The 26,954-nt window shown below is 75.6% G+C and carries 29 protein-coding genes; 7 read left to right on the top strand and 22 right to left on the bottom strand.

The features are described 5' to 3' along the window. Positions 1–38: 38 nt before the first annotated feature. The 8 genes from ACFO3M_RS14305 to ACFO3M_RS14270 all read right to left on the bottom strand — a co-directional run bounded on the left by ACFO3M_RS14305 (position 39) and on the right by ACFO3M_RS14270 (position 5,270). The gene (locus tag ACFO3M_RS14305; RefSeq protein WP_387989840.1) at positions 39–485 is read right to left on the bottom strand and encodes an AAA family ATPase; all 447 of its coding nucleotides are present in this window, start codon (positions 483–485) and stop codon (positions 39–41) included. Positions 486–631: 146 nt separating this feature from the next. Next, entirely contained in the window at positions 632–898 is a 267-nt protein-coding gene (locus tag ACFO3M_RS14300) for a hypothetical protein (RefSeq protein ID WP_387989837.1), read from the bottom strand. An 85-nt stretch (positions 899–983) separates the two neighbouring features. Then, positions 984–2,309: an AI-2E family transporter gene (locus tag ACFO3M_RS14295; protein WP_387989834.1), complete on the bottom strand. Its 1,326-nt coding sequence runs from the start codon at positions 2,307–2,309 to the stop codon at positions 984–986. A 71-nt stretch (positions 2,310–2,380) separates the two neighbouring features. Further along, entirely contained in the window at positions 2,381–2,779 is a 399-nt protein-coding gene (locus ACFO3M_RS14290; protein ID WP_387989832.1) for an ankyrin repeat domain-containing protein, read from the bottom strand. Continuing rightward, complete coding sequence (locus tag ACFO3M_RS14285; RefSeq protein ID WP_387989829.1) at positions 2,776–3,543, bottom strand: dienelactone hydrolase family protein; 768 nt, start codon at positions 3,541–3,543, stop codon at positions 2,776–2,778. Before ACFO3M_RS14285 ends, ACFO3M_RS14290 begins: the two co-directional genes overlap by 4 nt. Before the next feature lie 47 nt (positions 3,544–3,590). Next, the gene (locus ACFO3M_RS14280; RefSeq protein WP_387989826.1) at positions 3,591–4,130 is read right to left on the bottom strand and encodes a hypothetical protein; all 540 of its coding nucleotides are present in this window, start codon (positions 4,128–4,130) and stop codon (positions 3,591–3,593) included. Between the two features lie 68 nt (positions 4,131–4,198). Beyond that, on the bottom strand, positions 4,199–4,744 hold the full coding sequence (locus ACFO3M_RS14275; RefSeq protein WP_387989823.1) for a hypothetical protein: 546 nt from the start codon (positions 4,742–4,744) through the stop codon (positions 4,199–4,201). 61 nt (positions 4,745–4,805) lie between these two features. Beyond that, positions 4,806–5,270: a PPOX class F420-dependent oxidoreductase gene (locus ACFO3M_RS14270; RefSeq protein WP_387989820.1), complete on the bottom strand. Its 465-nt coding sequence runs from the start codon at positions 5,268–5,270 to the stop codon at positions 4,806–4,808. A 78-nt stretch (positions 5,271–5,348) separates the two neighbouring features. Between ACFO3M_RS14270 and ACFO3M_RS14265 the strand changes: the two genes are divergently transcribed. Together ACFO3M_RS14265 and ACFO3M_RS14260 are read left to right on the top strand one after the other, a co-directional pair. Continuing rightward, positions 5,349–6,734 (top strand): AI-2E family transporter, encoded by a 1,386-nt coding sequence (locus tag ACFO3M_RS14265; RefSeq protein ID WP_387989817.1) that lies wholly within the window; start codon positions 5,349–5,351, stop codon positions 6,732–6,734. An 85-nt stretch (positions 6,735–6,819) separates the two neighbouring features. After that, positions 6,820–7,773: a proteasome assembly chaperone family protein gene (locus ACFO3M_RS14260; protein WP_387989814.1), complete on the top strand. Its 954-nt coding sequence runs from the start codon at positions 6,820–6,822 to the stop codon at positions 7,771–7,773. Here ACFO3M_RS14260 and ACFO3M_RS14255 read toward each other — a convergent pair. From ACFO3M_RS14255 to ACFO3M_RS14220, 8 genes are all read right to left on the bottom strand, one after another. Further along, positions 7,770–9,077, bottom strand: a complete 1,308-nt coding sequence (locus ACFO3M_RS14255; protein ID WP_387989812.1) for an MFS transporter — start codon at positions 9,075–9,077, stop codon at positions 7,770–7,772. The two genes, ACFO3M_RS14260 and ACFO3M_RS14255, sit on opposite strands and share 4 nt — an antisense overlap. 163 nt (positions 9,078–9,240) lie before the next feature. Continuing rightward, positions 9,241–10,905, bottom strand: coding sequence for a catalase (locus ACFO3M_RS14250; protein WP_387989809.1), 1,665 nt, complete (start codon positions 10,903–10,905; stop codon positions 9,241–9,243). After that, positions 10,902–11,402, bottom strand: coding sequence for a Fur family transcriptional regulator (locus ACFO3M_RS14245; RefSeq protein WP_387989806.1), 501 nt, complete (start codon positions 11,400–11,402; stop codon positions 10,902–10,904). Before ACFO3M_RS14245 ends, ACFO3M_RS14250 begins: the two co-directional genes overlap by 4 nt. Before the next feature lie 106 nt (positions 11,403–11,508). Further along, positions 11,509–12,393 carry a formyltetrahydrofolate deformylase gene (gene purU / locus ACFO3M_RS14240; RefSeq protein ID WP_387989803.1) on the bottom strand — a complete coding sequence of 295 codons (885 nt, stop codon included), beginning with the start codon at positions 12,391–12,393 and terminating at the stop codon, positions 11,509–11,511. Positions 12,394–12,439: 46 nt separating this feature from the next. Further along, a complete protein-coding gene (gene ligD, locus ACFO3M_RS14235; protein ID WP_387989800.1) occupies positions 12,440–13,360 on the bottom strand; it encodes a non-homologous end-joining DNA ligase in 921 nt (306 codons plus the stop codon). A gap of 10 nt (positions 13,361–13,370) precedes the next feature. Next, positions 13,371–14,354: a non-homologous end-joining DNA ligase gene (gene ligD / locus ACFO3M_RS14230; RefSeq protein WP_387989797.1), complete on the bottom strand. Its 984-nt coding sequence runs from the start codon at positions 14,352–14,354 to the stop codon at positions 13,371–13,373. A 9-nt stretch (positions 14,355–14,363) separates the two neighbouring features. Then, entirely contained in the window at positions 14,364–15,350 is a 987-nt protein-coding gene (gene ku, locus ACFO3M_RS14225; protein WP_387989794.1) for a non-homologous end joining protein Ku, read from the bottom strand. 131 nt (positions 15,351–15,481) lie between these two features. After that, positions 15,482–16,096 (bottom strand): DUF1360 domain-containing protein, encoded by a 615-nt coding sequence (locus ACFO3M_RS14220; protein ID WP_387989791.1) that lies wholly within the window; start codon positions 16,094–16,096, stop codon positions 15,482–15,484. 155 nt (positions 16,097–16,251) lie between these two features. Here ACFO3M_RS14220 and ACFO3M_RS14215 point away from each other — a divergent pair, with 155 nt between their 5' ends. Both ACFO3M_RS14215 and ACFO3M_RS14210 read left to right on the top strand, forming a co-directional pair. Further along, positions 16,252–16,767: a hypothetical protein gene (locus ACFO3M_RS14215; protein ID WP_387989788.1), complete on the top strand. Its 516-nt coding sequence runs from the start codon at positions 16,252–16,254 to the stop codon at positions 16,765–16,767. Positions 16,768–17,028: 261 nt separating this feature from the next. Then, entirely contained in the window at positions 17,029–17,427 is a 399-nt protein-coding gene (locus ACFO3M_RS14210; protein WP_387989785.1) for an STAS domain-containing protein, read from the top strand. Between the two features lie 64 nt (positions 17,428–17,491). Here the strand turns inward: ACFO3M_RS14210 and ACFO3M_RS14205 are convergent, their stop codons facing one another. Continuing rightward, a complete protein-coding gene (locus ACFO3M_RS14205; RefSeq protein WP_387989782.1) occupies positions 17,492–18,502 on the bottom strand; it encodes a DNA topoisomerase IB in 1,011 nt (336 codons plus the stop codon). 55 nt (positions 18,503–18,557) lie between these two features. After that, complete coding sequence (locus ACFO3M_RS14200; RefSeq protein ID WP_387989779.1) at positions 18,558–20,417, bottom strand: SpoIIE family protein phosphatase; 1,860 nt, start codon at positions 20,415–20,417, stop codon at positions 18,558–18,560. Between the two features lie 312 nt (positions 20,418–20,729). Here ACFO3M_RS14200 and ACFO3M_RS14195 point away from each other — a divergent pair, with 312 nt between their 5' ends. Further along, positions 20,730–21,164, top strand: coding sequence for an ATP-binding protein (locus ACFO3M_RS14195; protein WP_387989776.1), 435 nt, complete (start codon positions 20,730–20,732; stop codon positions 21,162–21,164). 62 nt (positions 21,165–21,226) lie between these two features. Continuing rightward, the gene (locus ACFO3M_RS14190; RefSeq protein ID WP_387989773.1) at positions 21,227–22,210 is read left to right on the top strand and encodes an RNA polymerase sigma factor SigF; all 984 of its coding nucleotides are present in this window, start codon (positions 21,227–21,229) and stop codon (positions 22,208–22,210) included. Between the two features lie 39 nt (positions 22,211–22,249). Here the strand turns inward: ACFO3M_RS14190 and ACFO3M_RS14185 are convergent, their stop codons facing one another. After that, a complete protein-coding gene (locus ACFO3M_RS14185) occupies positions 22,250–23,464 on the bottom strand; it encodes an SPFH domain-containing protein (RefSeq protein ID WP_387989770.1) in 1,215 nt (404 codons plus the stop codon). A 78-nt stretch (positions 23,465–23,542) separates the two neighbouring features. Next, a complete protein-coding gene (locus ACFO3M_RS14180) occupies positions 23,543–23,983 on the bottom strand; it encodes an NfeD family protein (RefSeq protein ID WP_387989767.1) in 441 nt (146 codons plus the stop codon). A 67-nt stretch (positions 23,984–24,050) separates the two neighbouring features. On the opposite strand from ACFO3M_RS14180, the gene ACFO3M_RS14175 reads away from it, so the two are divergent. Further along, positions 24,051–24,791: a hypothetical protein gene (locus tag ACFO3M_RS14175; protein WP_387989764.1), complete on the top strand. Its 741-nt coding sequence runs from the start codon at positions 24,051–24,053 to the stop codon at positions 24,789–24,791. A 52-nt stretch (positions 24,792–24,843) separates the two neighbouring features. On the opposite strand, the gene ACFO3M_RS14170 is transcribed toward ACFO3M_RS14175, so the two are convergent. Together ACFO3M_RS14170 and ACFO3M_RS14165 are read right to left on the bottom strand one after the other, a co-directional pair. Next, complete coding sequence (locus ACFO3M_RS14170) at positions 24,844–25,680, bottom strand: class I SAM-dependent methyltransferase (RefSeq protein WP_387989761.1); 837 nt, start codon at positions 25,678–25,680, stop codon at positions 24,844–24,846. A 120-nt stretch (positions 25,681–25,800) separates the two neighbouring features. Continuing rightward, entirely contained in the window at positions 25,801–26,943 is a 1,143-nt protein-coding gene (locus ACFO3M_RS14165) for a ferrochelatase (protein ID WP_387989758.1), read from the bottom strand. Between the last annotated feature and the right edge of the window lie 11 nt (positions 26,944–26,954).

Raw genomic sequence — 26,954 nt, 5'->3', positions numbered from 1 at the left:
GCACCGGCTCCCCCGGCCGCACGCGACGGTCCGGCCGGTCAGTCCCCCGGGTGCGCGACGTCACCCCGCACGACGTCACCCCGCGCGGCGTCACCCCGCACGACGTCGACCCGGTCGAAGCCCTCGGCCGCGGTGGGCGGGGCGAACCGCGCGCGGGCGGCGTGCACGCCGACCAGCGGCACCGGCGACTCGCGGGCCGCGTTGCGGGCCAGGCACTCCTCGAGCGGGGTGTCCACCCAGACCGCGCGCACCGGCACGCCGGCCGCGCGGGCCGCGGCGACCAGCGGCGCGCGCTCCTCCGGCGAGGGGCTGGTGTTGTCCACGACGACGCTGCGCCCGGCCGCCAGCAGCCCGGCGACGAGCCGCTGCTGCCGGGTCTCCCGCCGCCGGGCGCGGGGCCAGTGGTCCTTGCTCACCACCTCGTGCGTCGCGGCGAGGGTCCGCTGCACCCAGGTCGACTTGCCCGCGCCCTGCAGGCCGACCATCACCACCAGCTCGGGTGAGCTGCCGGAACGGCCTCCCTGCAGGGGCCCGCTGGGAGCCTCGACCGGCCTCCCTGCAGGGTCCCGCCGCGAGCCTGCGAGTGGCGGGGGGCAGGAGGGTCCTTCGAGGGGGGCAGGGAGGTCCTCCCTCACGCGCTGCGGCGCAGCGGGGTCACCGGCTCGTCGTCGTCCTCGAACACCGGGCGGGCCGCCGGGTGCTCGACCAGCGCGAGCACCCTCCCGGACATGAAGCGTGCGGTGCGCACGGGCGTGCCGCCGCGGGTGGTCTCGGTGACCTCCACGATGCCGCGGCCGTGGGACACGTCCACCCGGCGCCCGGCGCGGGTGGCCTCGATCTCGTAGGTTCGGGTGTCGCCACCGGCGTCGATGACGACCTCGACACGATCGCCCTTCACGGGTCCTCCTCGGGGTCTCGCCGGGACCGTTCCCCGGCTTGTGGACAACGTCCTCCCGACCCCTGACATTCCCCGAACGCGCTGGTCAGTCCCCGGATCCACGCCGCGAGGGCCAGTGCGGGTGCAGCGCCCGGACCGAGGCCAGCGCCGCCCGCCGGGCCTGCGCGCGCTGCCGTGCGCGGCTGGTCCGCGGGGCTCTCGGCTCCTCCCGCAGCAGCGCGTCGAGCCAGTGCCCGCGCGGGTCGACGTCGACCAGCAGCGCCTTCACCAGCAGCGTGAGCGGGATGGCCAGCAGCGCGCCCAGCGCGCCCAGCACCCAGCCCCAGAACAGCAGCGCGAGGAAGGTGACCGTCATCGACAGGCCCACCGAGTCGCCGACGAAGCGCGGCTGGATGAGCGTCTGCACGACGAAGTTGAGCAGCGAGTAGACGACGATGACCACCCAGAACTCGGTCCAGCCGCCGGCGAGCAGCCCGAGCAGCGCCGGCGGGATGACGCCGAGCACGAACCCGATGTTGGGCACGTAGTTGGTGATGAACGACAGCAGGCCCCACAGCACCGGCAGCGGGACCTCGAGGATCGCCAGCGCGACGGTGTCGCCCACCGCCACGATCGCGCCGAACACCGTGCTCACCAGCAGGTAGCTGCGGGTGCCGCGGGCGAACAGGCCGAGCGCGATGGGCAGGTGCGGCCGGTCCTCGGCGACCAGCGCCAGCCGGCGGCCGAACCCGCCGGACTCGATGGCGAGGAAGACCATCGCCGACAGCAGCAGCACCAGCGTGCTGGCGGTGTCGGTGACCCGAGCGAGCAGATCGGTGGCCAGGCCCACGAGCTGGCCGTAGTCGAACCGGTCGACCAGGTCCTGGATCTGCGTCGAGGACAGCCCGGCCTCGTCGAGCCGCTGCACCGTGTCGTCCAGCAGCACCGCAAACTGCGGGGCGTAGTCGGGCAGCAGGACGGCGAACTGGGCGATCGCGACGACCAGCAGCGACCCGAGGCCGAGCAGCACGCCCCACACGAGCAGCAGCAGGACGCCGGCCGCCGCCCAGCGCGGCACGTGGTGGCGCAGCAGCCAGCGCTGCACCGGCATGAGCGCCACGACGACGACCAGCGCCAGGAGCACCGGCGCGACCAGCCAGGCGATCTCGCGCACCCCGGCGACGGCGATCGTCGCGGCCGCGGCGCCGACCAGCAGCACCAGCCAGCGGGGCAGCCCGCCCGGGCCGGTGAGCGGAGCGGCCGGTCCCGGCGCCGGGCCGCCGTCGAGGGGTGCGAGCGGGACGTCGGCGGCCAGGGGCAGCCCGTCGGCGAGGTCCCCCGGCAGCTCGGTGGGCTCCGGGGGGACCACCCGGGAGGCGCCGGAGCGCGCCCGCTCCGCACCCGGCTCGGGCAGGTGCGACTGCGCGACCATGGACGTCCTCCCCCCGTGACGGCGCCGTGACGCCCCAGGGTGTCACGGCGGTGCGGCTCCCGCGGGGAGCCTCAGCCGGTGCGGCCCTCGAGCAGCGCGGCCATCTCCGGCAGGTCGAAGAACGCCGCGGTCTCGCGCGCGCTCGGCCCGCCGGCGTCGGGGTCGGCGCCGGCGGCCAGCAGCGCCCGTACGCCGGCCTCCGAGCGGCGGAACACCGCCGCGGCCAGCGCCGTCTGGCCCCGGTCGTTGGCCCGGCCCGGGTCGGCGCCGCGCTCGAGCAGCGCGGCCACCGTCCCCGGGTGGTCGTGGTAGGCGGCGAGGATCAGCAGCGTGTCGCCCTTGTCGTTGGTGAGGTCCACCGGGACGCCGGCGTCGACGTAGGCGACCAGCTCCTCGGTGTGGCCGAAGCGGGCGAGGTCGAAGACCCGCGCGGCCAGCTCGATGACCCCGGGGTCGATCGGCTCGCTCACGACCGCGCCCCCGCCCCGAGGCCGTCGACGAGGGCCAGGATCCGCCGCCAGGCGTCCTGGCAGGCCTCCTCCCACTCGGGCGCGGCGCGGTCGAAGAAGGAGTGCGGGGCGCCGTCGTAGACCGCGGTCTCGACGTCGGCGCCCGCGGCGCGCATCGTCTCCGCGAGGGCGAGCTGGTCCTCGACGGGGGTGGCGGCGTCGGCACCGGCGATCACCATCAGCGTCGGGCGCGAGGCCCGCGCGGCGGCGTCGCCGACCATGGCCGGCCGGCCGTAGAAGCCCACGCAGGCGGCGACGTCGAGGTCGCCGCCGGACTGCCGCCAGGAGTGGCTGCCGCCGAAGCAGAAGCCGACGGTGACCACCGGCAGGTCGGGCCGGGTGCGCCGGCGCAGCTCGGCGACGGCCGCGGTGAGGTCGGCGTCGACGCCCTCGGGCGTGGTCTGCGGGACGTGCGTCTGCCAGTCGAAGCCCGCGTCGCGCGTGCCGCTCCCGGCCGTGCCGGCGGTGCGGCCGAAGTAGTCGAGGGCGACGGCGGGCACGCCGGCCTCGGCGAAGCGCTCGGTCAGCGCGACGTAGTACGGGTGCAGCCCGCGGATGTCCGGGAGGACCACCACGCCGGCGGGCGCGGCCGCGACGTCGGCGGGCAGCGCCCAGGCGGCGGAGACCTCCGTGCCGTCGGCCGCGGTGAGCACGGTGAGGCCGCGGTCGCCGACCTCCCCCGTGCGCGGCGGGGCGGGCGGGCGGCTGGCGGGGTCGTGGCACATGACCCTGTGCTACCAGGCGGCGCGGAGCACCGCGCGAGGGACCCGGGTCAGACGCCGCCGGTGCGCTCGGCGGCCCCCGCGCGGCCGCCGAAGACGGCGGCGGCCACCTCGCGGCGGGCGTCGGTGAGCCACGAGTACTGCCGGTGCGCCTGGTCGATGAGCCGGTCGAGCTCGGCCCGGTCCAGGCGGTCGTCGGCCTCGGCGACGATCCGCAGCGTCTCGAAGCCGCTGCGCTTGGCGCGCACCCCGGAGGCGAGGAACTCGAACTCGACGAGGTCCGACAGCGGCGAGCGGGACAGCAGCCGGCCGTTGAGCTTGGCGCGGGTGATCTTCTCCGCCAGCCAGACGCCGAGCTGCTTGTACTGCCGCACCGGGATGCCGAGCGCCCGGGCCGTGGCCAGCAGCGAGGACTTCTCCTCGCGCAGCTCGCCGAGCAGCTGGGTCAGCGGCGCCTCCCAGCGCGAGCCGCGGTGCACGCCCAGCATCCGGCAGACCAGCTCGATGCCGCCGGTGGCCGAGGCGAGGTGGTCGTTGACGTAGACGCCGAGGAGCTCGGCGTTGCGCAGCGGCTGCACGGGTTCGGACACGGGACCTCCTGCGGGGTGGGACGACCCCATCCTCCGCGACCGGTGATCACCGCGCGCGGCGGCGTCCCTCAACCGGGCGGCCGGCCGGCGGCGCGGGCGAGCAGCCGCGCGGCGGCCGGCCGCAGCTCCAGCTCCAGCTCCCAGGACCCGGCGGCCAGGCGCTGCGCGACCGCCTGCCGGGAGACGCCCAGCTCGGCGGCCGCGGCGGCCCGCGTGGCGCCGGCCGCGACCAGGTCGACGGCGGCCCAGGCCGCGGCGCTGCGGCGGGCGAGGAGGACGGCGAGCGCGGTGAGCACCGCCTGGGCGTCGGCGGCGGCCTCGGCGTCGGACCCGCGCACGGCCAGCCGCGCCGGGCGGCGCCCGGCGGCCTCCAGTGCGCGGCGCGCGGCGAGCAGCACCGGGCCGTCACCGGGACCGGCCGGCCCGGCGCCGACGACGATCCGCCGGCCGCCCTCCCGCACCAGCGCGACGACGGTGTCGACCGCGACCGGGGCGTCGTCGAGGACGGCCGCCCAGCCCTCCCCCACCGCCCGCGCGCCGGCCCCGAGGACCGCCGGGGGCGCGCCGGCGGCGGGGCCCGCGGTCAGCGGGGCGCAGGCGACAGCCAGGGGCACGCGCGCAGCGTCGCCGCCGGCCGGGCCGGGTGCAAGCTCCTGGGCTTGCCCGGCGCGCCGGTCAGTCCTGCGCGAGCTCGGGCGGGAAGCCGCCGGTGGCCACCGGGCCCCAGCGCTCGATCGTGACGCGCAGCAGCGACTTCCCCTGCCGGGCCATCGCGGCGCGGTACTCGTCCCAGTCGGGGTGCTCGCCGCTGATCGACCGGAAGTACTCGACCAGCGGCTCCAGCGCCTCCGGCAGGTCCAGCACCTCGGCCCGGCCGTCCACCTGCACCCACGCGCCGTCCCAGTCGTCGGACAGCACGCAGAGGGAGACGGCGGGGTCGCGGCGGGCGTTGCGCACCTTGGCGCGCTGCGGGTAGGTGCTGACGACGACCCGCCCCTCGGCGTCGACGCCGTAGGTCACCGGGGACAGCTGCACCCCGCCCTCGCGGCGCCGGGTGAGCAGCACCGCGCGGTGCCGCGGGCGGAGGAAGTCGAGCAGCTCGGCGCGCTCGACCCGGTCGGCTCTGGCGGTCCTGGGCACGTCCCCGACGCTAGCCGCGGCCTGCGCCCCTCCCGCCGTCGGGCGGTGGGCCGCGGTGATCCGTGGTGCGATGTGACCATGAGGTTCCGCCTGTCCGGACGCGCCGCCACCGGCCGGGACGACGCCCCGGCCGGTGGCGGCGCGTCCGCCGCCGGTGCTCCCCCGGCCCGGGACCGCGCGGCAGGCGCTGCGCCCGGCGCCGTGCCCGGCGGCCGGCCGGTCGGCGAAGAGCGCGCCACCCCCACGCTCACCGGCGAGGGCGGCCCGGGCGACCCGCGCGCCGACGACCACGACGCCACGGCGGCCCCCGCCCCGGCCTGGCAGCGCGGCGAGCGGGCGGTGTCGGCCACCCGCACGCTCGCCGTCGCCTCCGCGCAACTGCTGCTCATCAGCGCGGCACTGGTGGTGATCGGCTGGGTCCTCGGCAAGCTGTGGGTCATCCTGCTGCCGGTCATCCTCGGCCTGCTGTTCGCCACCGTGCTGTGGCCGCCCACCCGGTTCCTGCGCCGGCACGGCTGGCCCCCCGCCCTGGCCGCGGCGGTCGTGCTGCTGCTGTTCCTGGGCCTCATCGGAGGGCTCATCGCGGTCATCGCGCCACAGGTCGCCGACCAGGTCACCGAGCTCGCCGACCAGGCCGCCAGCGGCCTGGAGCAGGTCCAGCAGTGGCTGCAGGGGCCGCCGCTGAACATCGACGAGGAGCAGATCGGCCAGTACGTCGACCAGGCCATCGACTCGGTGCAGTCGAACGCCTCCAACATCGCGGGCTACGCCGCCACCGGCGCCTCCGCCGTCGGCAACGGCCTGCTCAACCTGCTGCTGGCGCTGGTGCTGGCGTTCTTCTTCATCAAGGACGGGCCGCGCTGGGTGCCGTGGCTGGCCGCGCAGACCGGGCCGAAGGCCGCCCCGCACGTGGCCGCGCTGTCGCAGAAGACCTGGTCGACCCTGTCGGAGTTCATCAAGCAGCAGGCCCTCGTCGGCTTCGTCGACGCCTTCTTCATCGGCCTCGGGTTGTGGATCCTCGACGTGCCGCTGGTCGTGCCGCTGGCCGTGCTGACCTTCTTCGGCGCGTTCGTCCCGATCATCGGCGCGTTCGTCGCCGGCGCCTTCGCGGTGCTGATCGCCCTGGTCGACGAGGGCTTCACGGTGGCGCTGATCGTCTTCGGGATCGTGCTGCTGGTGCAGCAGATCGAGGGCAACGTGCTGCAGCCGATCATCCAGGGCCGCGGGTTCAACCTGCACGCCGCGGTGGTCATCCTCGCCGTCACCGCCGGCGGCAGCCTGGCCGGGATCGTCGGCGCCTTCCTCGGGGTGCCGGTGGCCGCGCTGATCGCCGTCGTCTACCGGTACACCCGCGACGCGCTCGACGGCCGCCATCCCGAGGTCGCCGACGACGGCACCCGCCACGAGGTGTCCGGCGACGACGACGGCGCCGTCCTGACCCGCTCCCCCGCGCCGCCGGCCTGACCGGACGGGAATGCCGGCCGGGCCGCCGTCGCTGTCGCCTGACGACGTCCGATCAGCAGGCGTCCGACCAGCAGGAGGTGCCCCCGTGGCGCAGCGACCGGAGGAGCTCGTCGAGCTCACTCCCGAGGCCGATCCGTTCGTCGCCGCCGAGGAGGCGGTCACCGGGGCCGCGCAGCGGCGGGGCCTGGTGCTCGTGCACGCCCTCGCGGGCGACTTCGACGCCGCCTCGTCCGCCCAGCTCGCCGCCTCGCACCTGCTGGCCTCGCTGCCGCACCGCACCGTCGCGCGCTTCGACGCGGACCTGCTGGTCGACTACCGCGCCCGCCGGCCGCGGATGACGTTCAACGGCGACCACTACGAGGACTTCGCCGCGCCGGAGATCGTGCTCTCGGCGCTGGAGGACGACGCCGGCGAGCCGTTCCTGCTGCTGCACGGCCCCGAGCCGGACTACCGGTGGGAGGGCTTCGCCGCCGCCGTCGTCGGGACGGTCGAGCGGCTCGGGGTGACCTCGGTGGTGGCGCTGCAGGCCATCCCGATGCCGGTGCCGCACACCCGGCCGGTGACGGTCACCGCGCACGCCACGCGCCGGCAGCTCATCGAGACCTACCCCGTCTACTGGGGCGAGCTACGCGTCCCGGGCAGCGCCTCGGCGCTGCTGGAGCTGCGCCTGGGCGAGGCCGGCGTGGACGCCCTCGGGGTGGCCGCGCACGTGCCGCACTACCTGGCGCAGGCCAGCTACCCGGCCGCCACGCTCACCCTGCTCGAGGAGCTGGGCCGGCTCACCGGGCTGCTGCTCCCCACCGAGACCCTGCGCGAGGCGGCGCAGCAGCACCGCACCGAGGTCGACGAGCAGATCGCCCGCTCGGCCGACAACACCGCCGTCGTGGCGGCGCTGGAGCAGCAGTACGACCAGTTCGCCGCCGCCCGCGAGGGCGAGGACCTGCTCGGCGGGGCCGGTGAGGTGCCCAGCGGCGACGAGATCGGCGCGGAGTTCGAGCGCTTCCTCGCCGAGCAGGACCGCCGCGGTCGAAGCGACTAGCGCGCGGGGCGCCGTGTCCGGGTGACGCTCAGGGCCAGCGCGCCCAGCGCGCCGACGACGGCGAACACGTAGAAGCCCCACGGGAAGGCGATGCCCGCCGTCACCAGCGCGCCGGTGACCACCGGCCCGACGATCGCGCCGATCCGGCCGGCGCCGGCCGACCAGCCCAGCGCGGTGGCGCGCACGGCCGGCGGGTGGTTGGCGCTGGTGAACGCGTAGACGAGCACCTGCGCCGAGAAGACGAAGCAGCCGGTGAGGAAGCACATCAGGTAGAGGCCCGCGGTGGGCAGCTCGACCGACAGCAGCGCCAGGAACAGCGCGCCGGAGGCGAACCAGATCATCCCGGCGGTGCGGGCGCCGATGCGGTCGGCGACCGTGCCGGCCACCAGCAGGCCGACGATGGCGCCGATGTTGAGCACCAGCAGGAACGCCAGCGAGTCGCCGAGGTCGTAGCCGGCCTCGCGCATGATCGTCGGCAGCCAGTTGTTCAGGCCGTAGACCAGCAGCAGCCCCATGAACGAGGTCACGCCGAGCGCCACGGTGTTGCGGGCGAACCCGCCGGTGAACAGCGAGCGGACGGTCGAGGCGGCGCCTGCGGTGGCGCCGGCCGGTGCCGGGCCGGGCGTGCTCTCCAGCTCCAGCCCGTGGCGGCGGGCCACCTCCTCGGCCTCCGCCCGCCGGCCGGCGGCCTGCAGGAAGGACGCCGACTCCGGCAGCCGGGCGAGCATGAGCGGGACGAGCACCAGGGCCGGGGCCGCGCCGATGACGAACATCCACCGCCAGCCCAGCGACGGGATGACCGGGATGGCCAGGGCCGCGGTGGCCACGGCGCCGACGTGGTAGCCGGTCATGATCGTCGTGGTGGCCCGGCCGCTGCGCCCGGCGCGGGTGAACTCGTTGACCATGGCGATGGCCGTCGGCAGGCAGCCGCCCAGGCCCAGGCCCGCGAGGAAGCGCAGCAGCCCGAACACGACCTCGTTGGGCGCGAACGCGCACAGCAGGGTGAACAGCGAGAAGGACGCCACGGCGCCGATGAGCGCCTTGCGGCGGCCGACCAGGTCGGTGAGCGTGCCGATGGTCAGCGCGCCGATCATCATGCCGACCAGGCCGACGGTGATCACCGCGGTGGCGCCGGTACCGGTGAGGCCGAACTCCTCCGGCTCCTGCAGCGTGGGGACGACGGTCCCGACGACGACCAGGTCGAAGCCGTCGAGCAGCACCGCGATCCAGCACAGCGGCGCCACCCACCCGGCGGCGCGGGCGGCGGCGCCGGGCGTCGTCGAGCGGACGGGGGTCGAGCTCATCGGTGTCCTCCACGGCGACGGCGTCGGGGGTCGACCGACGGTAGGAGTGCCCCGCGCCGCGGCCCAATCGGCTCCCGCCCAGCGGAAGCCGGCCCGCCTGGAACGACAGCGGGCCGCGCCCGGGGATCCCGGACGCGGCCCGCTGCGGTGTGCCCTGCGGTGATCAGGCCTCGACGGTGACGTGCTCGTTGGGCACGCAGTGCGTCATCTGGTGGCCGGTGACGTCGCGCGGACCGTTCTTGCCGAGGTTGGCGGCGCGCTGCAGCTCCTCCTCGGTGAGGGTCTGCGTCTGCAGCGGCTCCAGGCCGCGGACGTCGTCGGCGGTGATGCCCAGGCCGTCGCCGACCCGCTGGCCCCACTCGTCGTCGCACATGAAGAAGTGCCAGACCATCCGCTCCTGGATCTCGCGGCGGCACTGCGAGAGGGCGTCGACCAGGTTCTTCACCAGGTCGTCCTTCTCCCACTGCTCCGAGAGCTGGTAGCGCTCGCCGGCCTGCGCGTAGTCGTTCGTGCGCGGGATCCGCTTGCGGGTGAGCCGGCCGGTGATGACCGGGCCCTGCTCGTCGTGCGTCGGGTACTGCGCCTCCCGCAGGCCGCCGAGGATCGACGGCTCGTAGTTCACGTGCGGGTTGGTGCCCTCGGCCCGGTCCACGCCGTAGGCCATCTGGCCGTCGCGCTGGTTGGTGGCCACCCGGGCCTTCGGCGCGTTCACCGGCAGCTGCAGGTAGTTCGGGCCGACCCGGTAGCGCTGGGTGTCGGAGTAGGAGAACGTCCGGCCGACGAGCATCTTGTCGTCGGAGAAGTCCAGGCCGTCGACCAGCACACCGGTGCCGAACGCGATCTGCTCGTTCTCGGTGAAGTTGTCCACCGGCATCCGGTTGAGCGTCATCGTCCCGACCTTGCGGACCGGGAACAGCTCCTCGGGCCAGACCTTGGTGTCGTCGAGCGGGTCGAAGTCCAGCTCCGGGTGCTCGTCGTCGCTCATGATCTGGACGTAGAGGTCCCACGACGGGTGGTCGCCGGCGGCGATGGCGTCGTGCAGGTCCTTGGTGTGCGTGCCCAGGCTCTTGGCCTGCGCGGCCGAGGCGTCCGCGGCGGTCCAGGACTTCACGCCCTGCTTCGGGTACCAGTGGTACTTGACCAGGACGGTCTCACCCTGGGCGTTGACCCACTTGTAGGTGTTCACGCCGAAGCCCTGCATGTGCCGGTAGCTGGCCGGCGTGCCCCGGGGGCTGAAGACCAGCGAGATCATGTGCATGGCCTCGGGGGTCTGGCTGAAGAAGTCGAACGCCCGCTCGGCGACGCTCGCCTCGAAGGTGACCGGGTCCGGCTTCTGGGAGTGGATGAAGTCGGGGAACTTGATGGCGTCGCGGATGAAGAAGACGCCGAGGTTGTTGCCGACGAGGTCCCAGTTGCCCTCCTCGGTGTAGAACTTCACGGCGAACCCGCGCGGGTCACGCGCGGACTCTGAGGAGTCGCGGCCACCGGCCACGGTGGAGAACCGCAGCGCGACGTCGGTGCGCTTGCCCTTCTCCTGGAACAGCTTGGCGCGCGTGTACCGGCTGATCGGCTCGTCGCCGACGGTGCCGTCGGCCTCGAAGTAGCCGAACGCGGTGATGCCGCGCGCGTGCACGACGCGCTCGGGGATCCGCTCCCGGTCGAAGTGGCTGATCTTCTCGAGGAACTGGTAGTTCTCCAGCGTCGCCGGGCCGCGCGCGCCCACCGTCCGCTGGTTCTGGTTGTCGTAGACCGGGTGGCCCTGACGGTTGGTCAGGACCGGGCGGTCCGCCTCGCTCGGGGCCGGGCCCTGCGATGCGACGTCGGTCATGCTCCTGCCTCTCCTCGGGTGTGGTGCTGTCCGGCCGTGGAACGGACGCGGACGGACGGGCCGGGGACGCCGGCCGGGTGGCCGGCGCCCCGGCAGTCGGGGCACAGGCCCCAGAACACGACCTCGGCCTCGTCGACGACGAAGCCGGCCGTGTCCGACGGGACCAGGCACGGTGCCGCGCCCACGGTGCAGTCGACGTCGGCGACCGCACCGCACGAGCGGCAGACCAGGTGGTGGTGGTTGTCCCCCACGCGGACCTCGTACAGCGCCGGCGCGCCCGCGGGCTCGACCCGGCGGGCCAGCCCGACGGCGACCAGCGCCTTGAGGACGCCGTACACCGCCTGCGGCGAGAGCGTGGGGTGCGCCCGGCGGGCCACCGTGACCAGCGTGTCCGCATCGGCGTGCGGATGGGCGGCGAGGGCGTCGAGGACCGCGAGCCGGGGCCGGGTGACCCGCAGCCCGGCGTCGCGCAGCCGCGGCGCCCACGTCGTCTCCATCGGGTCCCACCCAACCCGCTTTTCTTTAGTCAGTCAAATCAAGGGCACGTGTCGGGTGGGGCTCCCCGCCGGTCCACCGGTACCCGGGTGGGGAGGAACACACGCCTCAGGCGAAGACGATGGTGCGGTCGCCCAGGACGACGACGCGCTCCTCCACGTGCCAGGTCACCGCCTGGGCGAGCACCTGGCGCTCCACGTACCGGCCGATGCGGCGCATGTCCTCGACGGTGGCGCGGTGGTCGACCCGGGCCACCTCCTGCTCGATGATCGGGCCGGCGTCGAGCTCCGGGGTGACGTAGTGCGCCGTCGCGCCGATCAGCTTCACGCCGCGGTCGTGCGCCGCCTGGTACGGGTTCGCCCCGACGAAGGCCGGCAGGAAGCTGTGGTGGATGTTGATCAGCCGCTCGGGGAAGCGGCTGCAGAAGTCCGCCGAGACGATCTGCATGTAGCGGGCGAGCACCACCAGGTCGACGTCGCCGACCAGCTCCAGCGCCCGCGCCTCGGCCTCGGCCTTGGTCGCCGGCGTGACCGGCACGTGGTGGAAGGGCACCCCGGCCGCCGCGGCCACCGGCTCGAGGTCGGGGTGGTTGGAGACGACGGCGGTGATGTCGGCGCGCAGGTCCCCGGCGCGGACCCGGTAGAGCAGCTCCTGCAGCACGTGGTCGGTCCTCGACACGAACACCGCCAGCCGCGGCCGGCGCGCGGCCTCGGACAGCCGCCAGGTCAGCTGCCACTGCGCGGCGAGCAGCTCCAGCGCGCCCTCCAGCTGCCGGCGGCGGGTGGCCAGCCCGGGCAGCACGAACTCCAGCCGCAGGGTGAACACCCCGCCGGTCGGGTCCGAGGAGTGCTGCTGCGACTCGGTGATGTTCGCGCCGACGTCGGCCAGCAGCCGGGACAGCACCGCGACGATCCCCGGCCGGTCCGGGCAGCGGACGACCAGCCGCCCGACGTCGGCGGTGGCGGGGTCGTGCGCGATCGGGGCAGCGGACACGGTCGGCATGGTGGCAGGGACGCCCGCCTCCGCCGCCCGGCGGGGGTCAGACGGCGGGCAGGCGGGCGCGGGTGCGGGCGGCGACGTCGAACAGGTCGCCGTACTCCTCCACCCGGGCGAGCACCTCCTCGGTGCGGAAGCGCAGCTCGGCGGGGTCGGCGCCGTCGCGGACGGCGTCCACCTCGTCCCACCCGATCGGCGTGGACACCGGGGCGTCGGGGCGGGCGCGCATCGAGTACGGGGCGACCGTCGTCTTGGCGGGGTTGTTCTGGCTCCAGTCGACGAGCACCTTGCCCGGCCGCAGCACCTTCTCCATCCGCCAGACGACGCGGTCGGGCGTCTCGGCCGACAGCTCCTGGGCCAGCGCCTTGGCGTAGCGGGACGGGTGCTCGCGGTCGGTCACCCGGATCGGCGCGTAGACCTGCACCCCCTTCGACCCCGACGTCTTGACCACCGGGTCCAGCCCGTCGTCGACCAGCCGCACCCGCAGCCGCTCGGCGACGTCGCAGCACTCGCGGATCCCGGCGTCCGGGCCGGGGTCGAGGTCCAGGACGAGCAGGTCCGGCAGCGTCGGCTGCAGCTTGCTGCCCACCTGCCACTGCGGCACGTGCAGCTCCAGCGCGGCCAGGTTCGCCGCCCAGGCGAGGTCGGCGACGGTCTCCAGGACCACCATCTCCAGCACCTCGCGGTCCCGCGAGCTGCCGGGGCTCGGCACGGTCACCTTCCGCACCCAGTCCGGCGCGTGCCGGGCGCTGTTCTTCTCGTAGAACGCCTGCCCCTCGACGCCGTCGGGCCAGCGGGTGAACGTGACCGGCCGGCCGGACAGGTGCGGCAGCAGCACCGGCGCGATCCGCACGTAGTAGTCGATCACCGCGGCCTTGGTGAACGAGACCTCGGGGAAGAGCACCTTGTCGAGGTTGGACACCGACAGCTGCCGGCCCTCCACCCGCACCCGCTGGCGGTCCATCAGGCTCCCCTCAGGGGGACCACTCCACGACGACGTCGTCGACGTCGAGGTCCTCGCGCAGCCCCCGCCACGCAGGGTGGCGCATCCGGCCGTCCGCGGTCCACGCGGCGAAGGCCACCTCGCCGACCAGCTCGGGCTCCGCCCACCGCGCGTCGCGGGCCACGTCGCGCGGGACGGCGCCGGCGAAGGGCGGGGTGCGGCGCGGGGTGAGCAGCCCGCCGAGCTCGCGCAGCACCGCGTCGGTGAACCCGGTGCCGACGTGCCCGGCGTAGACCAGCCGGCCGTCGTCGTCGTGGACGCCGACCAGCAGCGACCCCACTCCCCCGGCCCGCCGCCCCCTGCCCGGCCGCCACCCGCCGACGACGACGCTCTGCGTGCGGACGTGCTTGACCTTGCGCCACTCCGGCGAGCGCGCGCCCGGCCGGTACGGCGAGTCCAGCCGCTTGGCGACCACGCCCTCCAGCCCGTTGTCCCGGCTGGCCGCGTGCACGTCGGCGCCGCCGCCGCGGAACCACGGGGTCGCCGCCCAGCGGTGCCCCTGCGGGGCGAGCGCGTCCAGGCGCTCCCGCCGCCGCGCGTAGGGCAGCCCGAGCAGGCTGCGGCCGCGCTCGGCCAGCAGGTCGAAGACCAGGTAGGTGACCGGTGCCGCGGCCGCGAGCCGGGCGACCTCCGGGCCGCCGGTGCGGTGCATGCGGTTCTGCAGCAGCCCGAAGTCCGGGCGGCCCAGCCGGTCGAGGGCCACCACCTCGCCGTCCAGGACGGCGTCGACACCGGCGAGGGTGTCCGGCAGTCGGCCGAGTTCGGGATAACGGTCGGCCAGCTGGGTGCCGCTGCGCGCCCACAGGTCCACCCGGCCGTCGCGGACCGCCGCGAGCGCCCGGACGCCGTCCCACTTGAACTCGTAGCCCCACGCGGCGTCGTCGGCCGGCAGCTCGCCGGCGACGGCGAGCATCGGCGCCGGCACCGGCGGCTCGGGCAGGGCGGGACGGACCATCCGCGCGGCTCAGGCGCTGCGGCGGGACGTGCGCTTGGCCGGCTCCTTCTTGGCGGCCGTGACCTTGCGCGCGCGGGTCGTGCGGGCCGGCGCCTCCTCGGCCGCCTCCTCCGCCGGCGCCTTCCTCGCCGACACCTTCTTCGCCGCCACCTTCTTCGCCGCGGCCTTCCTGGCGGGCTCGCGCGCCGGTGCCGCCTCCGCGGGCGCCGCGTCGTCGGCGGCGCCGCCGCGGGCGCGTTCGACGCTGCGCCGCAGCGCGCTCATCAGGTCGACGACGGCCGCGCCGGGGTCGGCGGTCTCGGGCACCGGCTGCACGTCGCCGCCGGTCTGCTTGGCCTCGAGCAGGGCGGTCATCGCCTCGCGGTAGTCGTCGGTGAACTCGGCGGGGTCGAAGTCGCCGGTCATCGAGGTGATCAGCGCCTCGGCCATCTGCAGCTCCTGCGGCCGCACCGGGACGTCCTCGTCGAGGAAGCCGAAGTCGGGACGGCGGATCTCGTCGGGCCAGCGCATGGTGTGCAGCACCAGGACGCCGTCGCGGACCCGCATGGCGGCCAGCGACTCCCGCTGCCGCAGCGCGATCTTGGTGATCGCGACCCGGCCGGTGTTCTCCAGCGCGTCGCGCAGCAGCACGTAGGGGCGGGTGGCCGGGCCGTCGGGCTCGAGGTAGTAGGTCTTCTCGAACTGGATCGGGTCGATCTCCGCCTGCTCGACGAACTGCAGGACCTCGATCTCCCGCCGGGTGGCCAGCGGCAGCTCGGCGAGGTCGTCGTCGGTCAGGACCACCAGCTGGCCGTCGGGCAGCTCGTAGCCCTTGGCGATGTCGCCGTACTCGACCTCCTCGCCGTCGATCGAGCAGATCCGCTTGTACTTGACCCGCCCGCCGTCGACGGCGTGCACCTGGTGGAAGCGGACGTCCCTGTCCTCGGTCGCGGTGTAGAGCTTCACCCCGATGCTGACCAGGCCGAACGAGACCGCGCCGCGCCAGATCGAGCGCATGTCACTCCCCTTCCCCGGGCTCCGCGACCGCGGGGCGGCGCGGCCCGCAGGATAGGTGCGGGCCGGCGCCCCCAGCAGCGCGATCGCTGGTGATCTCCTCCGCCCGGGGGAAGCGGGCGTCCTCCTCGGCTCTACTCGGCGTGCCGGCCCGTGGGGTCGGCGTCGGTGTCAGCATCCACGCCCGCCGCCTCCCGTGGCGACGGCTCGAGCGCGCCGTTCTGGATGGCGTCGTAGACGAACTGCAGGACGTCGCTGCCCGCCACCAGCGTCATGGTGAACGCGGCCAGCCGGGTCGCCCGCGGCGCTGCCGCGTAGCCGAACACCAGCCCCGTGGCCACCCACTGGGCCAGGCAGAACGGGCAGGTCAGCAGCTCGCCGACGGCGTGCTTGACCCCACCGTGCTCACGGACCTCCTCCGCCACCTCCGCGTGCCCGGACGGTCCCTGGAACGCCGTGAAGGGTGCGCGCAGCGGGGCGGTGACGGGGTCCTTGGCGATCCGGCGGGCCAGCCGGAAGGTCGCCACCGCGAGGAGCACGGCGTCCCCCGGCGGGATCCGGTCGGGCAGTTCCCTCCCGGACGCCCGCACCGCCGCCGCGCCGGCCGAGACCAGCCCCAGGTACACCCCCATCGCCCCGAGGTCGCCGGCGAGCGGGCGGGGCTCGCCCTGCGTGTACTCGCGCCCCTGGGTCCGCGCCCAGCGGCGGATCGGCGCTCCGATCCGCTGCACCTCGTCTGCGATCGCCATGCCGCCCCGCTACCCGTGCGGCCGGTGCGCCATGCCACGGTGCGCCTCCCGTCACGGTCCGCGCCCGCCCGCATGGCTTCCGGGGAGGCGGGTAGGCGGCAGGGCAGTCCGCCGCCGGGAGCACCGTCCGGCGGCCCGAGAGAGAGGAACCCTCCATGACCGAGCCGGACGACCGCGGGGCGGTCCACTCCGCGCAGAACGACGCCGAGTTCCCCGACGACGAGCGGGGTCTGACCGGTGTGCGCGAGGGCGGCGCGCCGGGCTCCCAGGGGCAGACCGCCCGCGACGTCTTCCCCGAGGACAACGGCGTGCCGGACGTCTCGCAGGACGACTTCCCCACCGTGCAGCTCTCCGAGGACCCGCAGTTCGCCCCCGAGCCGGGCGACCGGGAGGACGAGCCGGTCGGTTTCGGGACGACGGCGCGCGAGCAGCAGGAGGGCGAGTCGCTGACCGCCCGCCTGGAGGAGGAGATCCCCGACGACGACCCCGGCGTGCGCCCCGCCGAGGACCCGGGCCGTGGCATCGGGCAGCTCGAGCAGGACTACGACACCACCCCGGACAGCGACTCCGGGACCAACCGCACCGCCGACGACGTCGAGGCCGCGCTCGATCCGGTGGTCGGCGGCGAGGGGCCCGAGGAGGCGGCGGTCCACGTCGTCGAGAACACCTGACGCCACTCTCCAGCACCGTTGCGTCACCGGCCCGGGTGAGCGCCACCACGCGCTCGCCCGGGCTGGTTGGCGGACGGCCACCGGGTTGTCTACGTTGTAAATGCGGTTGAGCAGGCAGCCGCGCGCGCCGGCGGCGGACCGCCTCCGGCGTGTCCACTGCAACGCCGGCCTGCCCGGGGGTGACGACACCCCTGAGGCGCCCGGCGGTAGATTGACCGGTGGCCGCACCGCTCGGCGTGGCCACTGAGAGGAGCTGCGTCCGTGACCGCATCCGACCTGCCCGCCGGGGGGCAGCACGACGTGTCGACCGAGGGCACGGAGGCACCCTTCGACGACGTGATCACGCTCTCGACCTCCACCAGCGAGGACGGCGCGGTCACGGTGACGGTCGTCGGCGAGGTCGACACCTTCACCGCCCCGGTGCTGCGCTCCTCGCTGGACACCCAGCTCGAGCAGCAGCCCCGCGAACTGGTCATCGACCTGTCGGGGGTCCAGTTCCTGGGCTCCGCCGGCCTGGCCGTGCTCGTCGAGACCCAGAAGTCGGCGAAGTCCCGGGACGTCGAGCTGCGCCTGGTCGCCACCACCCGGGCGGTCACCCGCCCGCTGGAGGTCACCGGCCTGATCGACCTGTTCACCATCGTGGACAGCAGCGCCCGCTGACCCCTCCGCACGACCTGCGACGAGGCCCCGCTCCGGCGGGGCCTCGTCGGCTTTCCCGGGCCGACTACGCCGACAGCAGGCGGCACACCGCCTGCTCGAGCACCTTCTGCGCCTCGCGGTCGTCGTCGGCGCCGGCCAGGTCGGCCAGCGCGTCGGCCACCGTCTCCCCGTTCTCGTACCGGTCCACCACCCGCGGGTCCACGTAGCTGGCCTTGCACACCGCCGGGGTGTTGCCGAGGTGCTCGGAGACCCGCACGTAGGCCTCGCGGATCGTCCGGTTCCGCGCCGTCCTGTTCTTCGGCGGCGGCTGCTCGGCCAGCGCGGCGGCCATCATCACCGTGGCGTTCCACGTCCGGAAGTCCTTGGCGGTGATCTCCGCGCCGCTGACCTCCTTGAGGTAGGCGTTGATGTCGGCGCTGGTCACGTCGTGCCAGGTGCCGTCGTCGAGCCGGTAGGCCAGCAGCTCCTCGCCGGCGTCGTCGGGCCGCTCGAGCAGCGACCGGACGACGGTCGCCGTCGGCCGGTCGGTGATCTCCACCTCCCGCTCGATGCCTCCCTTCGCGGTGTACCGGAAGAACGTCCGCTCCCCGCGCACGGTCACGTGCTCGCGGCGCAGCGTGGCCAGGCCGTAGGTGCCGTTCTCCTCGGCGTACTCCTCGCTGCCGATGCGGAAGGTCCCGAGGTCCAGCAGCCGCAGCGCGCAGGCGAGCACCCGCTCCCGGTTGGGCCCGCGGGTGCGCAGCGCGTCGGCCACCCGGTCACGGACCTCGGGCAGCTCCGAGGCGATGGCCAGCACCCGCTCGTGCTTCTCCGCGTCCCGCCGCGCCCGCCAGGCGTCGTGGTAGCGGTACTGGCGGCGGCCGGCCGCGTCGAGCCCGGTGGCCTGGATGTGCCCGTTGGGCCACGGGCAGATCCACACGTCCTTCCAGGCCGGCGGGATCGCGATCGACCGGATCCGGTCCAGCCGCTCCGCGTCCTTGATCAGCTGCCCGTTCTCGTCGCGGTAGGAGAAGCCGCGACCGGCCCGGCGGCGGGTCCAGCCGCGCCCGTGCACGTCGCTGCGCCGGAGTCTCACGCGCAGTGGATGCGCACCAGGCCGGTCCCGTAAACGGACCGTGCCCCGGCCGGGGTCAGCGCAGCTCGACCAGCCGCTGCAGTCCGCTCACCTCGAGGATGTGCCGGGTGACGCCGCCGTCGGGCGCGTGCACCACCAGCCGCCACCCCTCGGCCTCGGCGATCGCCGCGACGGCGAGCACCACCCGCACCGCCGCGCTGCTGAACAGCGTGACCGCGGTGAGGTCCAGCTCCACCCGGACGGTGCCGCCGTGGCTGGCCTCGAGCAGCCGGATGCGCAGCTGCTCGGAGCTGACCAGGTCGACGTCGCCGGCGGCGCGCACGACCGGGTCGGCGCCCTCCCGGTCGACGACGACGGTCGCGCCGCTGCCGCCCACCGGGTGCTCGGGCTCCTGGTCGGGCGTCTGTCGCAGCCGCGTGCGCAGCGTGACCGTCGTGCCGTGCTCGCCGCGCACGACCATCCCGTCGACCAGCTGGCGCATGATCAGCAGCCCGCGGCCGCGGTCGCCGGGGTCGCGGTCCGGCGGGCGCCAGGTGCCCTCGTCGTGCACGGTCACGGTGAGCACGCCGTCGACGTCGACCGCGGCGGTGACCTGCATCGGCCCGGGCTCGGCGTCGCGGTAGGCGTGCTCGGCCGCGTTGGCGCAGGCCTCCCCCACCGCGACCACGACACCCACCCGGTCCTGCTCACCCATGCCGAGCGCGGTCAGCCACGCGCTCAGCCGCCGCCGCACGGCGGGCAGCGCCGCGGGCACCGCCAGCAGGTCCAGCCGCAGCGCCTCGACCGACCGCGCGCGGCGGTGCGCCACGAGCACGGCCACGTCGTCGGGGCGGCCGCCTCCGGTGAGCATCCCGGCGGCGATGGTGGCGGCCAGCCCGGCCGCCGCCTCGCCGCCGAGGGTCTCGGGATCGGCCAGCGCCGCCCGGGCGACCGCGGTGAGCCGGTCCAGCCCCGCGGCGGGCGGCAGGCAGGCGGCGGCCACCGCGCCGTCGGAGTAGAGGACCAGGGTGGCGCCCCGCTCGAGCCGGGCCGCGGCGACCGGCGTCGCCGCGCCGCGCACCGTGCCCAGCGGCAGCCGCGCCTCGACCAGCAGCCGGGTCGCGCGCCCGTCGGCCTCCACCAGCAGCGGCGGCGGGTGCCCGGCGGCGGCGTAGGCCAGCGCGCCGGTGGCCGCGTCGAGGACGGCGTAGAACACCGAGGCGCCCTGGACGTCGTCCATCTGGGCGGCGAAGTCGTCGAGGGCGGCGAGCACCGCCGCAGGGGCGGGGTCGCGCAGCGCGCTGGAGCGCATCGCCCCGCGCAGCCGGCTCATCGCGGACGCGGCCGGCACCCCCGAGCCGACGGCGTCGCCGATGACCAGCGCCAGCCGGCCGTGGCCCAGCGACACGGCGTCGTACCAGTCACCGCCGGCGACGCGCCCGGAGCTGGCCGGGTGGTAGCTGCCCGACAGCCGCACGTCGGGCAGCAGCGGCAGGGACGGCGGCAGCAGCGAGTGCTGCACCTCCTCCACGACGTCCCCGGACGCCCCGCCCCGGGGACTGCCGGGCTCCTGGTCCTCGGCGGTGCTCTCGAGGACCAGGACCGCGGCCGGGTCGGCGCCGGCGGCCAGCGGGCGCACGGCCACGGTGACCTCCGGTCCGTCACCGGCCAGGACACCGGAGAGGGTGACCGGCCGGCCGGTGCGCAGGACGTCGGCGACGACGTCCGCCACCGGGCGGTCCCCCACCACGGGCAGGTCGTGCGGGGTGGGCCCGAGCGTGCGGGCGCGGGCGTTGGCCCAGAGGGTCCGCGGGCCGGGGCCGGCGACGAACCACAGCGCCGAGGGCGCGTCCTCCAGCGCGGCCACCAGCGCGGCCGGGCCCACGTCCTCGGCGGGACGGGGCCCCGGCGGGAAACTGCCCTGGCTGGTGCTCATCCGGGGACCAACAGACCACAGGGCCGGTGCACCGGCAACCGCGCGCGACGCCGTGGGCACACGGTGTTTGCCGACGCGCCGGGGACGGGTACACGGTCCTGCTGGGACACGGCCCGGTCGCCTCCCGCCCCCGCCCCGCGCGCACCGCGGACCCGCGGCGAGGGAGGATGGGACCGGGCGCCGCGGCCCCGGACACCTGCGGAGCAGACCGGCCGCGGCCGGACGTACTGGATGAGGAGCGGACGACGGATGGTGGACTCGAGGGGTGCCCTCGCCCAGGACAGGCGGCGCGCGGAACGGCTGGAGCTGCGCGTGCCGACCACGCCGAGCCAGCTGCCCGCGGTGCGGGCGATGGCCGGTGACCTGGCCATCCGCATGGACTACGACCTGGACTCGGTCGAGGACCTGCGGCTGGCGGTGGACGAGGCGTGCGCGACGCTCGCGGCGATCGCGCTCGGCGACGCGCCCCTGACGGTCGTCTTCGAGACCACCCGGGCCGGGCTGCACATCGACGCGTGGGTGCCCACCGCCGAGGGGACCGACGTCCCCCGCGACGGCTTCGGCTGGGCGGTGCTGCAGACGCTGGCCGACAACGTCGAGGGCCGGCCCGCCTCCCAGCGGGAGGTGCCGGCCGGCGACGGCGGTGAGGGCCCGGTGGCGGTCATCTCCATGGACAAGTACCTCCCCGGGCAGCGGCCGGCGCAGCTGGTCGGCTCCGCGGGCAGCGACGACTCGGTGGCCCCGTGACGCCGGCGACCGCCGGTCCCCGGGCCCCCGTCGAGGAGGACGCCCTGCACGACGATCCGTCGGTGACCGCCCCGGACCCGGCCGACGGGGCCGAGGACGCCGAGGCCGAGGCCGAGGACACCGGCACCGACACCGACACCGACACCGACACCGACACCGACACGGAGAACGACGGCGAGGACGCCGACGGCGAGGAGACCGACGGCGAGGACACCGAGGACGACGCCGGGCCCGTCACCGGCCGGACCGCCGGCGCCCGCGAGGGCGACAGCGCGCCCGTCTCGGACAACCGGCGCCGCGCCGAGCGCACCGCGCCGCTGTTCGCCGAGCTGGCCACCCTGGAGAAGGACGACCCGCGGCGGGAACGGCTGCGCGAGGTCCTGGTCGAGGAGCACCTGCCCCTCGTCCGGCACTTCGCCCGCCGGTTCAGCAACCGCGGCGAGCCGTTCGACGACCTGCTGCAGGTCGGCACGCTGGGCCTGATCGCGGCGATCGACCGGTTCGACCCGACCCGCGGGGTGGAGTTCCTGTCCTTCGCCGTCCCCACCATCACCGGGGAGATCAAGCGGCACTTCCGCGACCAGGGCTGGTCGGTGCGGGTGCCGCGGCGGCTGCAGGAGCTCCACCTGTCGCTGAACTCCGCCGTCGGCGAGCTGGCGCAGAAGAACGGCCGCGCGCCGACGCCGTCGGAGCTGGCCGAGCACCTGGGCATCCCGCGCGAGGAGGTCCTCGAGGGCCTGGCGGTGGCCAACGCCTACCGCAGCAGCTCGCTCGACGAGCGGCTCTCCGGCGAGGACGACTCCCCCACGCTCGCGGCCACCCTCGGCGAGGAGGACGCGGCGCTGGAGGGCGTGGAGTACCGCGAGTCGCTGCAGCCGCTGCTGGCCACCATCCCGGCCCGCGAGCGCCGCATCCTCATCCTGCGGTTCTTCGGGAACATGACCCAGTCGCAGATCGCCGCCGACATCGGCATCTCCCAGATGCACGTGTCCCGGCTGCTGAGCCAGACCCTGGCCAAGCTCCGCGAGGGCCTGCTCAAGGACTAGGGACGGCCTCCCCGCAGGGAGGCCGTCCCCGTCGCCGGGTCAGCCCTGCGGCCGCCCGCCGTCGGGGGTCCCGCCGTGGGCGACGTCCTCCTCGGCCGCCCGCGCGAGCGACGTCGTGGGCGGCAGCTCCGGGGCCGGCAGGGCCGGTCCGGCGTCGGCGATGCTGTGGAGCTCGATCCTCGCCTCGGGCTGCTCGGCGGCCGGCGGCAGCTTCGACTCGAACCAGCCGGTGGTGTCGATGCCACCCCCGTCGCCGGTGCCGCCGCCGGCGGGAGCTCCGTCGGCGGGCGGCGGGACGTCCAGGAACGACCGGCCGTCGCCGTCGGCGCCGCCGAGCTTCGCCAGGCCCTCCAGCGCGCGGCTGAACTCGCTGGGGACGATCCACATCTTGTTCGCGTCGCCCTGCGCGATCCGCGGCAGCGTCTGCAGGTACTGGTAGGCCAGCACCCCCTGGTCGGGCCGGCCCTCGTGGATCGCCCGGAACACCGTCTCGATCGACTTGGCCTGCCCCTGCGCCTGCAGGTACAGCGCCGCCCGGTCGCCCTCGGCCCGCAGGATGCGGCTCTGCCGCTCCGCCTCCGCCTCGAGGATCGCGGCCTGCTTCTTCCCCTCGGCCGACAGGATCGCGGCGGCCTTCTGCCCCTCGGCGGTGGTGATCGCCGACTGCCGGGCGCCCTCGGCCTGCAGGATGATCGCCCGCTTGTCGCGGTCGGCGCGCAGCTGCTTCTCCATGGAGTCGCGGATCGACGGCGGCGGGTCGATCGCCTTGATCTCCACCCGCGCCACCCGCAGCCCCCACGGGCCGGTGGTGCCGTCGAGCACCTCGCGCAGCTGGCTGTTGATGCCGTCGCGGCCGGTCAGGGACTGCTCGAGGTTCAGCCCGCCGACGACGTTGCGCAGCGTCGTCGTGGTGAGCTGCTCCATGCCGGTGATGTAGTTGGCGATGCCGTACACCGCCAGCCGCGGGTCGGTGACCTGGAAGTAGACGACGGTGTCGATGCCGACCTGCAGGTTGTCGGCGGTGATCACCGGCTGCGGCGGGAACGAGACGACCTGCTCGCGCAGGTCGACCGTCGCGCGCACCCGGTCGACGAAGGGCACGAGCAGCGACAGGCCCGGGGAGAGCGTGCGGCTGTAACGACCGAGCCGCTCGACCACCTTGGCCTGGGCCTGCGGGACGATCGTCACGCTCCTCGCGACGACGAACACCACCAGCAGGGCGACGACGAGCAGTGCGATCAGGGCAGGGGTCACGGCGGCGCTCCTCGGGTCGGGTCCCGCTGTGATCATCCTCCCGGGTGGCACCCGGGGTCACTGCCCCGGCGCGCGGGCTCAGAGCTCGAGCGCCTCGCCGACCACGGCGGTCGCGCCGTCGACCTGGAGGATCCGCACGGTGGCGCCGACGGGGAAGCTCTCCTCGCCGTAGTCGGTGCGGGCGGTCCACTCGTCGGCGCCCACCCGGATGCGGCCACTGGAACGACCGACCTCCCGGGTCACCGTGGCGGTGCGGCCGACGAGGGCCTGCACGCCGTCGACGTGCCTCGGCGTCCGGTTCTCCAGGTGCGCCTTCGCCGCGGGCCGCACGCTCGCCAGCAGGAACACCGAGACGGCGATGAACGCCACGATCTGGAAGGCGAGCGACCCGCCCGCCAGCGCCACCACGGCCCCGCCCAGCGCGCCGCCGGCGAACATCAGCAGGACCAGGTCGAGGCTGGCCACCTCGCCCGCGACGAACAGGCCCGAGGCGACCAGCCAGAGCACCCACGCAGCCACGTCCCCAGTCTCCCAGACCACCCGGCGTCCCCGGGCCCCCGGGACGCGGCCGACGTAGCCTCGCTGGGTGCTCCACGACCTCCCCGCCGGGCGGTTCGCCGTCTGGGCGACCGCGTGGCTGTCCGGCCGCGCCTCCTACGACGACGCGCTGGACGCGCTGACCGACGACCGCGCGCACCGCGTCACCGGCCTGCCCGGCACCGCCGGCGCCGTCCCCCTCGGCTGGGCGCTGACCGCGCTGCGCGGCCTGGGCGAGCGGCGGCTGCGGCTGGTGCTGCCGGTGCCCGGCGACGTCCGCGGCGTGCCGTCCGCACCGGGCCTGGCCGCGCTGGCGCTGGAGGCGGGGCAGGTGGCGGTCGGCGACGCCGTCGCGCTGGTGCCGGAGGACCTCGGCCCGGAGGTCACCGCGTGGACGGCGGTCGACCTGACCGGCGTCCCGCCCGCGCCGCCGCCGGTCGAGGGCTCGCTGCGCGCGGTCTCGGGGGCGCTGGACCTCGCCGTGGGCGACGCCGCCCGCACCCTCGCCGCACTCGACCTCGCCCGCTGGAACCCCGAGGTGCCGGCGCTCCTGGCCGGCCTGGGCAGCGCCCGCGCCCCGGAGCTGCCGCCGGACACCGACCCGCTGGCCTCCTCGGTGCTCGCCCGGGCGCAGCGGCTGGCGCGGGTGCTGGACCTCGCGCTCACCGACGCCCCCGGCGGCGCGGTCACCCACGGCCAGGCCGCCGCCCGCGACGAGGCGCTGCGCCCGCTGGCCACCGCCGTCCGCGAGGCGACCGTCGCCGCGTACAACGCGGTCCCGCGCCCGTAGCCGTGCTCCCGGCGGGCCGCCGCCACGGCCGGGGGGCGGGCCCCGTCCGGCGCTAGGGCCGGCGGGCCGTCACCAACCAGGCGGCAGAGCCGAGCTCGACGCCGCCGGGACCGGCGTGGGCCTCGAGCCGGCGCCGCAGGTCGGCCACCGCGCGGTCCCGGGTGGCCGGGTCGAGCCCGTCGAGCATCCAGCCGGCGAGGCCGAGCACGAAGGTCAGCGCCTCGTCGGCGTCGGCACCCCACCACTCCGGCTCGGCCAGACCCTCGACCTCCACCTGACGGTGACCCGCGGCGGTGAGCACCTCGTGGATCCGCGCGGGGTCGGCGAGGGAGAACGGGCCCGGCGCACCCGGGGGCGGTGCCGGCAGCGGGCGGCCGGCGGCCAGGGCCCCGGTGATCTCGGTGATCCACTCGTTGGCCTCGGCCGCCTGCCACACGAGCAGGACCAGCCGGCCGCCGGGGACGAGCGCCCGGCCGACGTTGGCCAGCGCGGCCACCGGGTCGGCGAAGAACATCGCGCCGGTGCGGCTGATCGCCACGTCGAAGGCGGCCGGCGGGAAGGCGGCCACCTGGGCGTCGGCCTGCTCGAACCGGGCGCCGGTCAGCCCCTCGTCGGCGGCGCGGCGCCGGGCGACCTCGAGCATCGCCGAGGACAGGTCGACGCCGAGCGCGGACCCGGTGCGGCGTGCGGCCTCCCGCGTCGTCCGGCCGGTGCCGCAGCCGACGTCGAGGACCCGGTCCCCCGGCCGCAGGTCGGCCGCGGCGAGGAACGCGGCGTCGTAGCGGGCGACCGACCGGTCGAAGCGGTCGGCCTGCGCGGCCCAGTACGCGCCCTGCGCGCCGTCCCACGCGTGCAGCTGCGCGGCGTTGGCGGGAGCGACCTCGACCACGGCACACCGTCCTCGTCCGGTCCCCGGTGGACCGACGGTCTACTCGCGGACGGGCGCCCCGTCAACGGCCGGGCGGTGCACCGGTCGCGGGGGCCGGAGGCTCCCCGACCGGGGCTCGACTCACGCCGGGGACGGCTCCTGGTCGCGGGGTCGCCCGGCAGGGCGACGGACGAAGCAGCACGCCGCGGGGCAGTTCGTGCCCAGCCGCGGCTCGCCGCCCGCGCGCCGCTCCTGCAGCAGCTCGCGGACCATCGCGACGAACGCCGGGTGGGTGCCCGCCGTCGCGGCCCGGACGAACGCCAGCCCGAGCTCCCCGGCGGTCTCCTCGGCCTCGTTGTCGAGGTCCCAGATCACCTCGAGGTGGTCGCTGACGAACCCGATCGGGAACAGCACGACCGCCGTCTCGCCGTTCTCGTGCAGCGCGCGCAGGTGGTCGTTGACGTCGGGCTCCAGCCACGGCACCGACGGCGGGCCGCTGCGGGACTGCCAGACCAGGTCGAGGTCGCGGCCCGGCTCGACGGCGTCGACGACGGCGCGCGCGGCGGCCAGCAGCTCGGCCTCGTAGGCGTGCCCGTCGGGGCCGGCGACGTCGGCCATCGCGTCGGGGATGGAGTGCGCCGTCGCCACCAGGCGGGCGGTGGCGCGGTGCTCCTCGGGCAGCTGCGCGAGCGCGGCGGCGAGGGCGTCGGCGTTGGCGCGCACGAAGCCGGGGGTGTCGAAGTAGTGCGGCAGCTTCTCCGCCGTCGGGCCGCCGCCGGTGGCGATCCGGGCCCGGGCGACGTCCTCGTGGTACTGCCGGCACCCGGAGTAGGAGGCGTAGGCCGACGTCGCCAGCACGTAGACGTGCTCGATCCCGTCGTCGGTCATCTGCTGCCAGACGTCCTCGACGTAGGGGTCCCAGTTGCGGTTGCCCCAGTACACGGGCATGTCGACGCCGTTGGCGGCGAGGTCCTCGCGGATCGCGGCGACCAGCGCCTCGTTCTGCTCGTTGATCGGGCTCACGCCGCCGAAGTGGTGGTAGTGCTCGGCGACGTCGAGCAGCCGCTCGCGCGGGACGCCGCGGCCGCGGGTGACGTTCTCCAGGAACGGCATGACGTCGTCGTGGCCGCGGGGGCCCCCGAAGGACAGGACCAGCAGCGCCTCGCGGCGGCCGGCCGGGGCGGGCGCCGCCGCGGGCGGCGTCCCCCCGTTGTTGCGGACGGCCAGCGAGGGGTCCTCGTCGGGACGCTGGCCGGGGTTGATGTCGACGGTGGCGCGGGGCACGGACGTCCTTC

Source organism: Geodermatophilus arenarius, from assembly GCF_042654585.1.
GTDB classification, from domain to species: Bacteria; Actinomycetota; Actinomycetes; order Mycobacteriales; family Geodermatophilaceae; genus Geodermatophilus; species Geodermatophilus arenarius.
The sequence above is the reverse complement of the archived record's forward strand: the minus strand, read 5'-3'. Positions and strand labels throughout refer to the sequence as shown.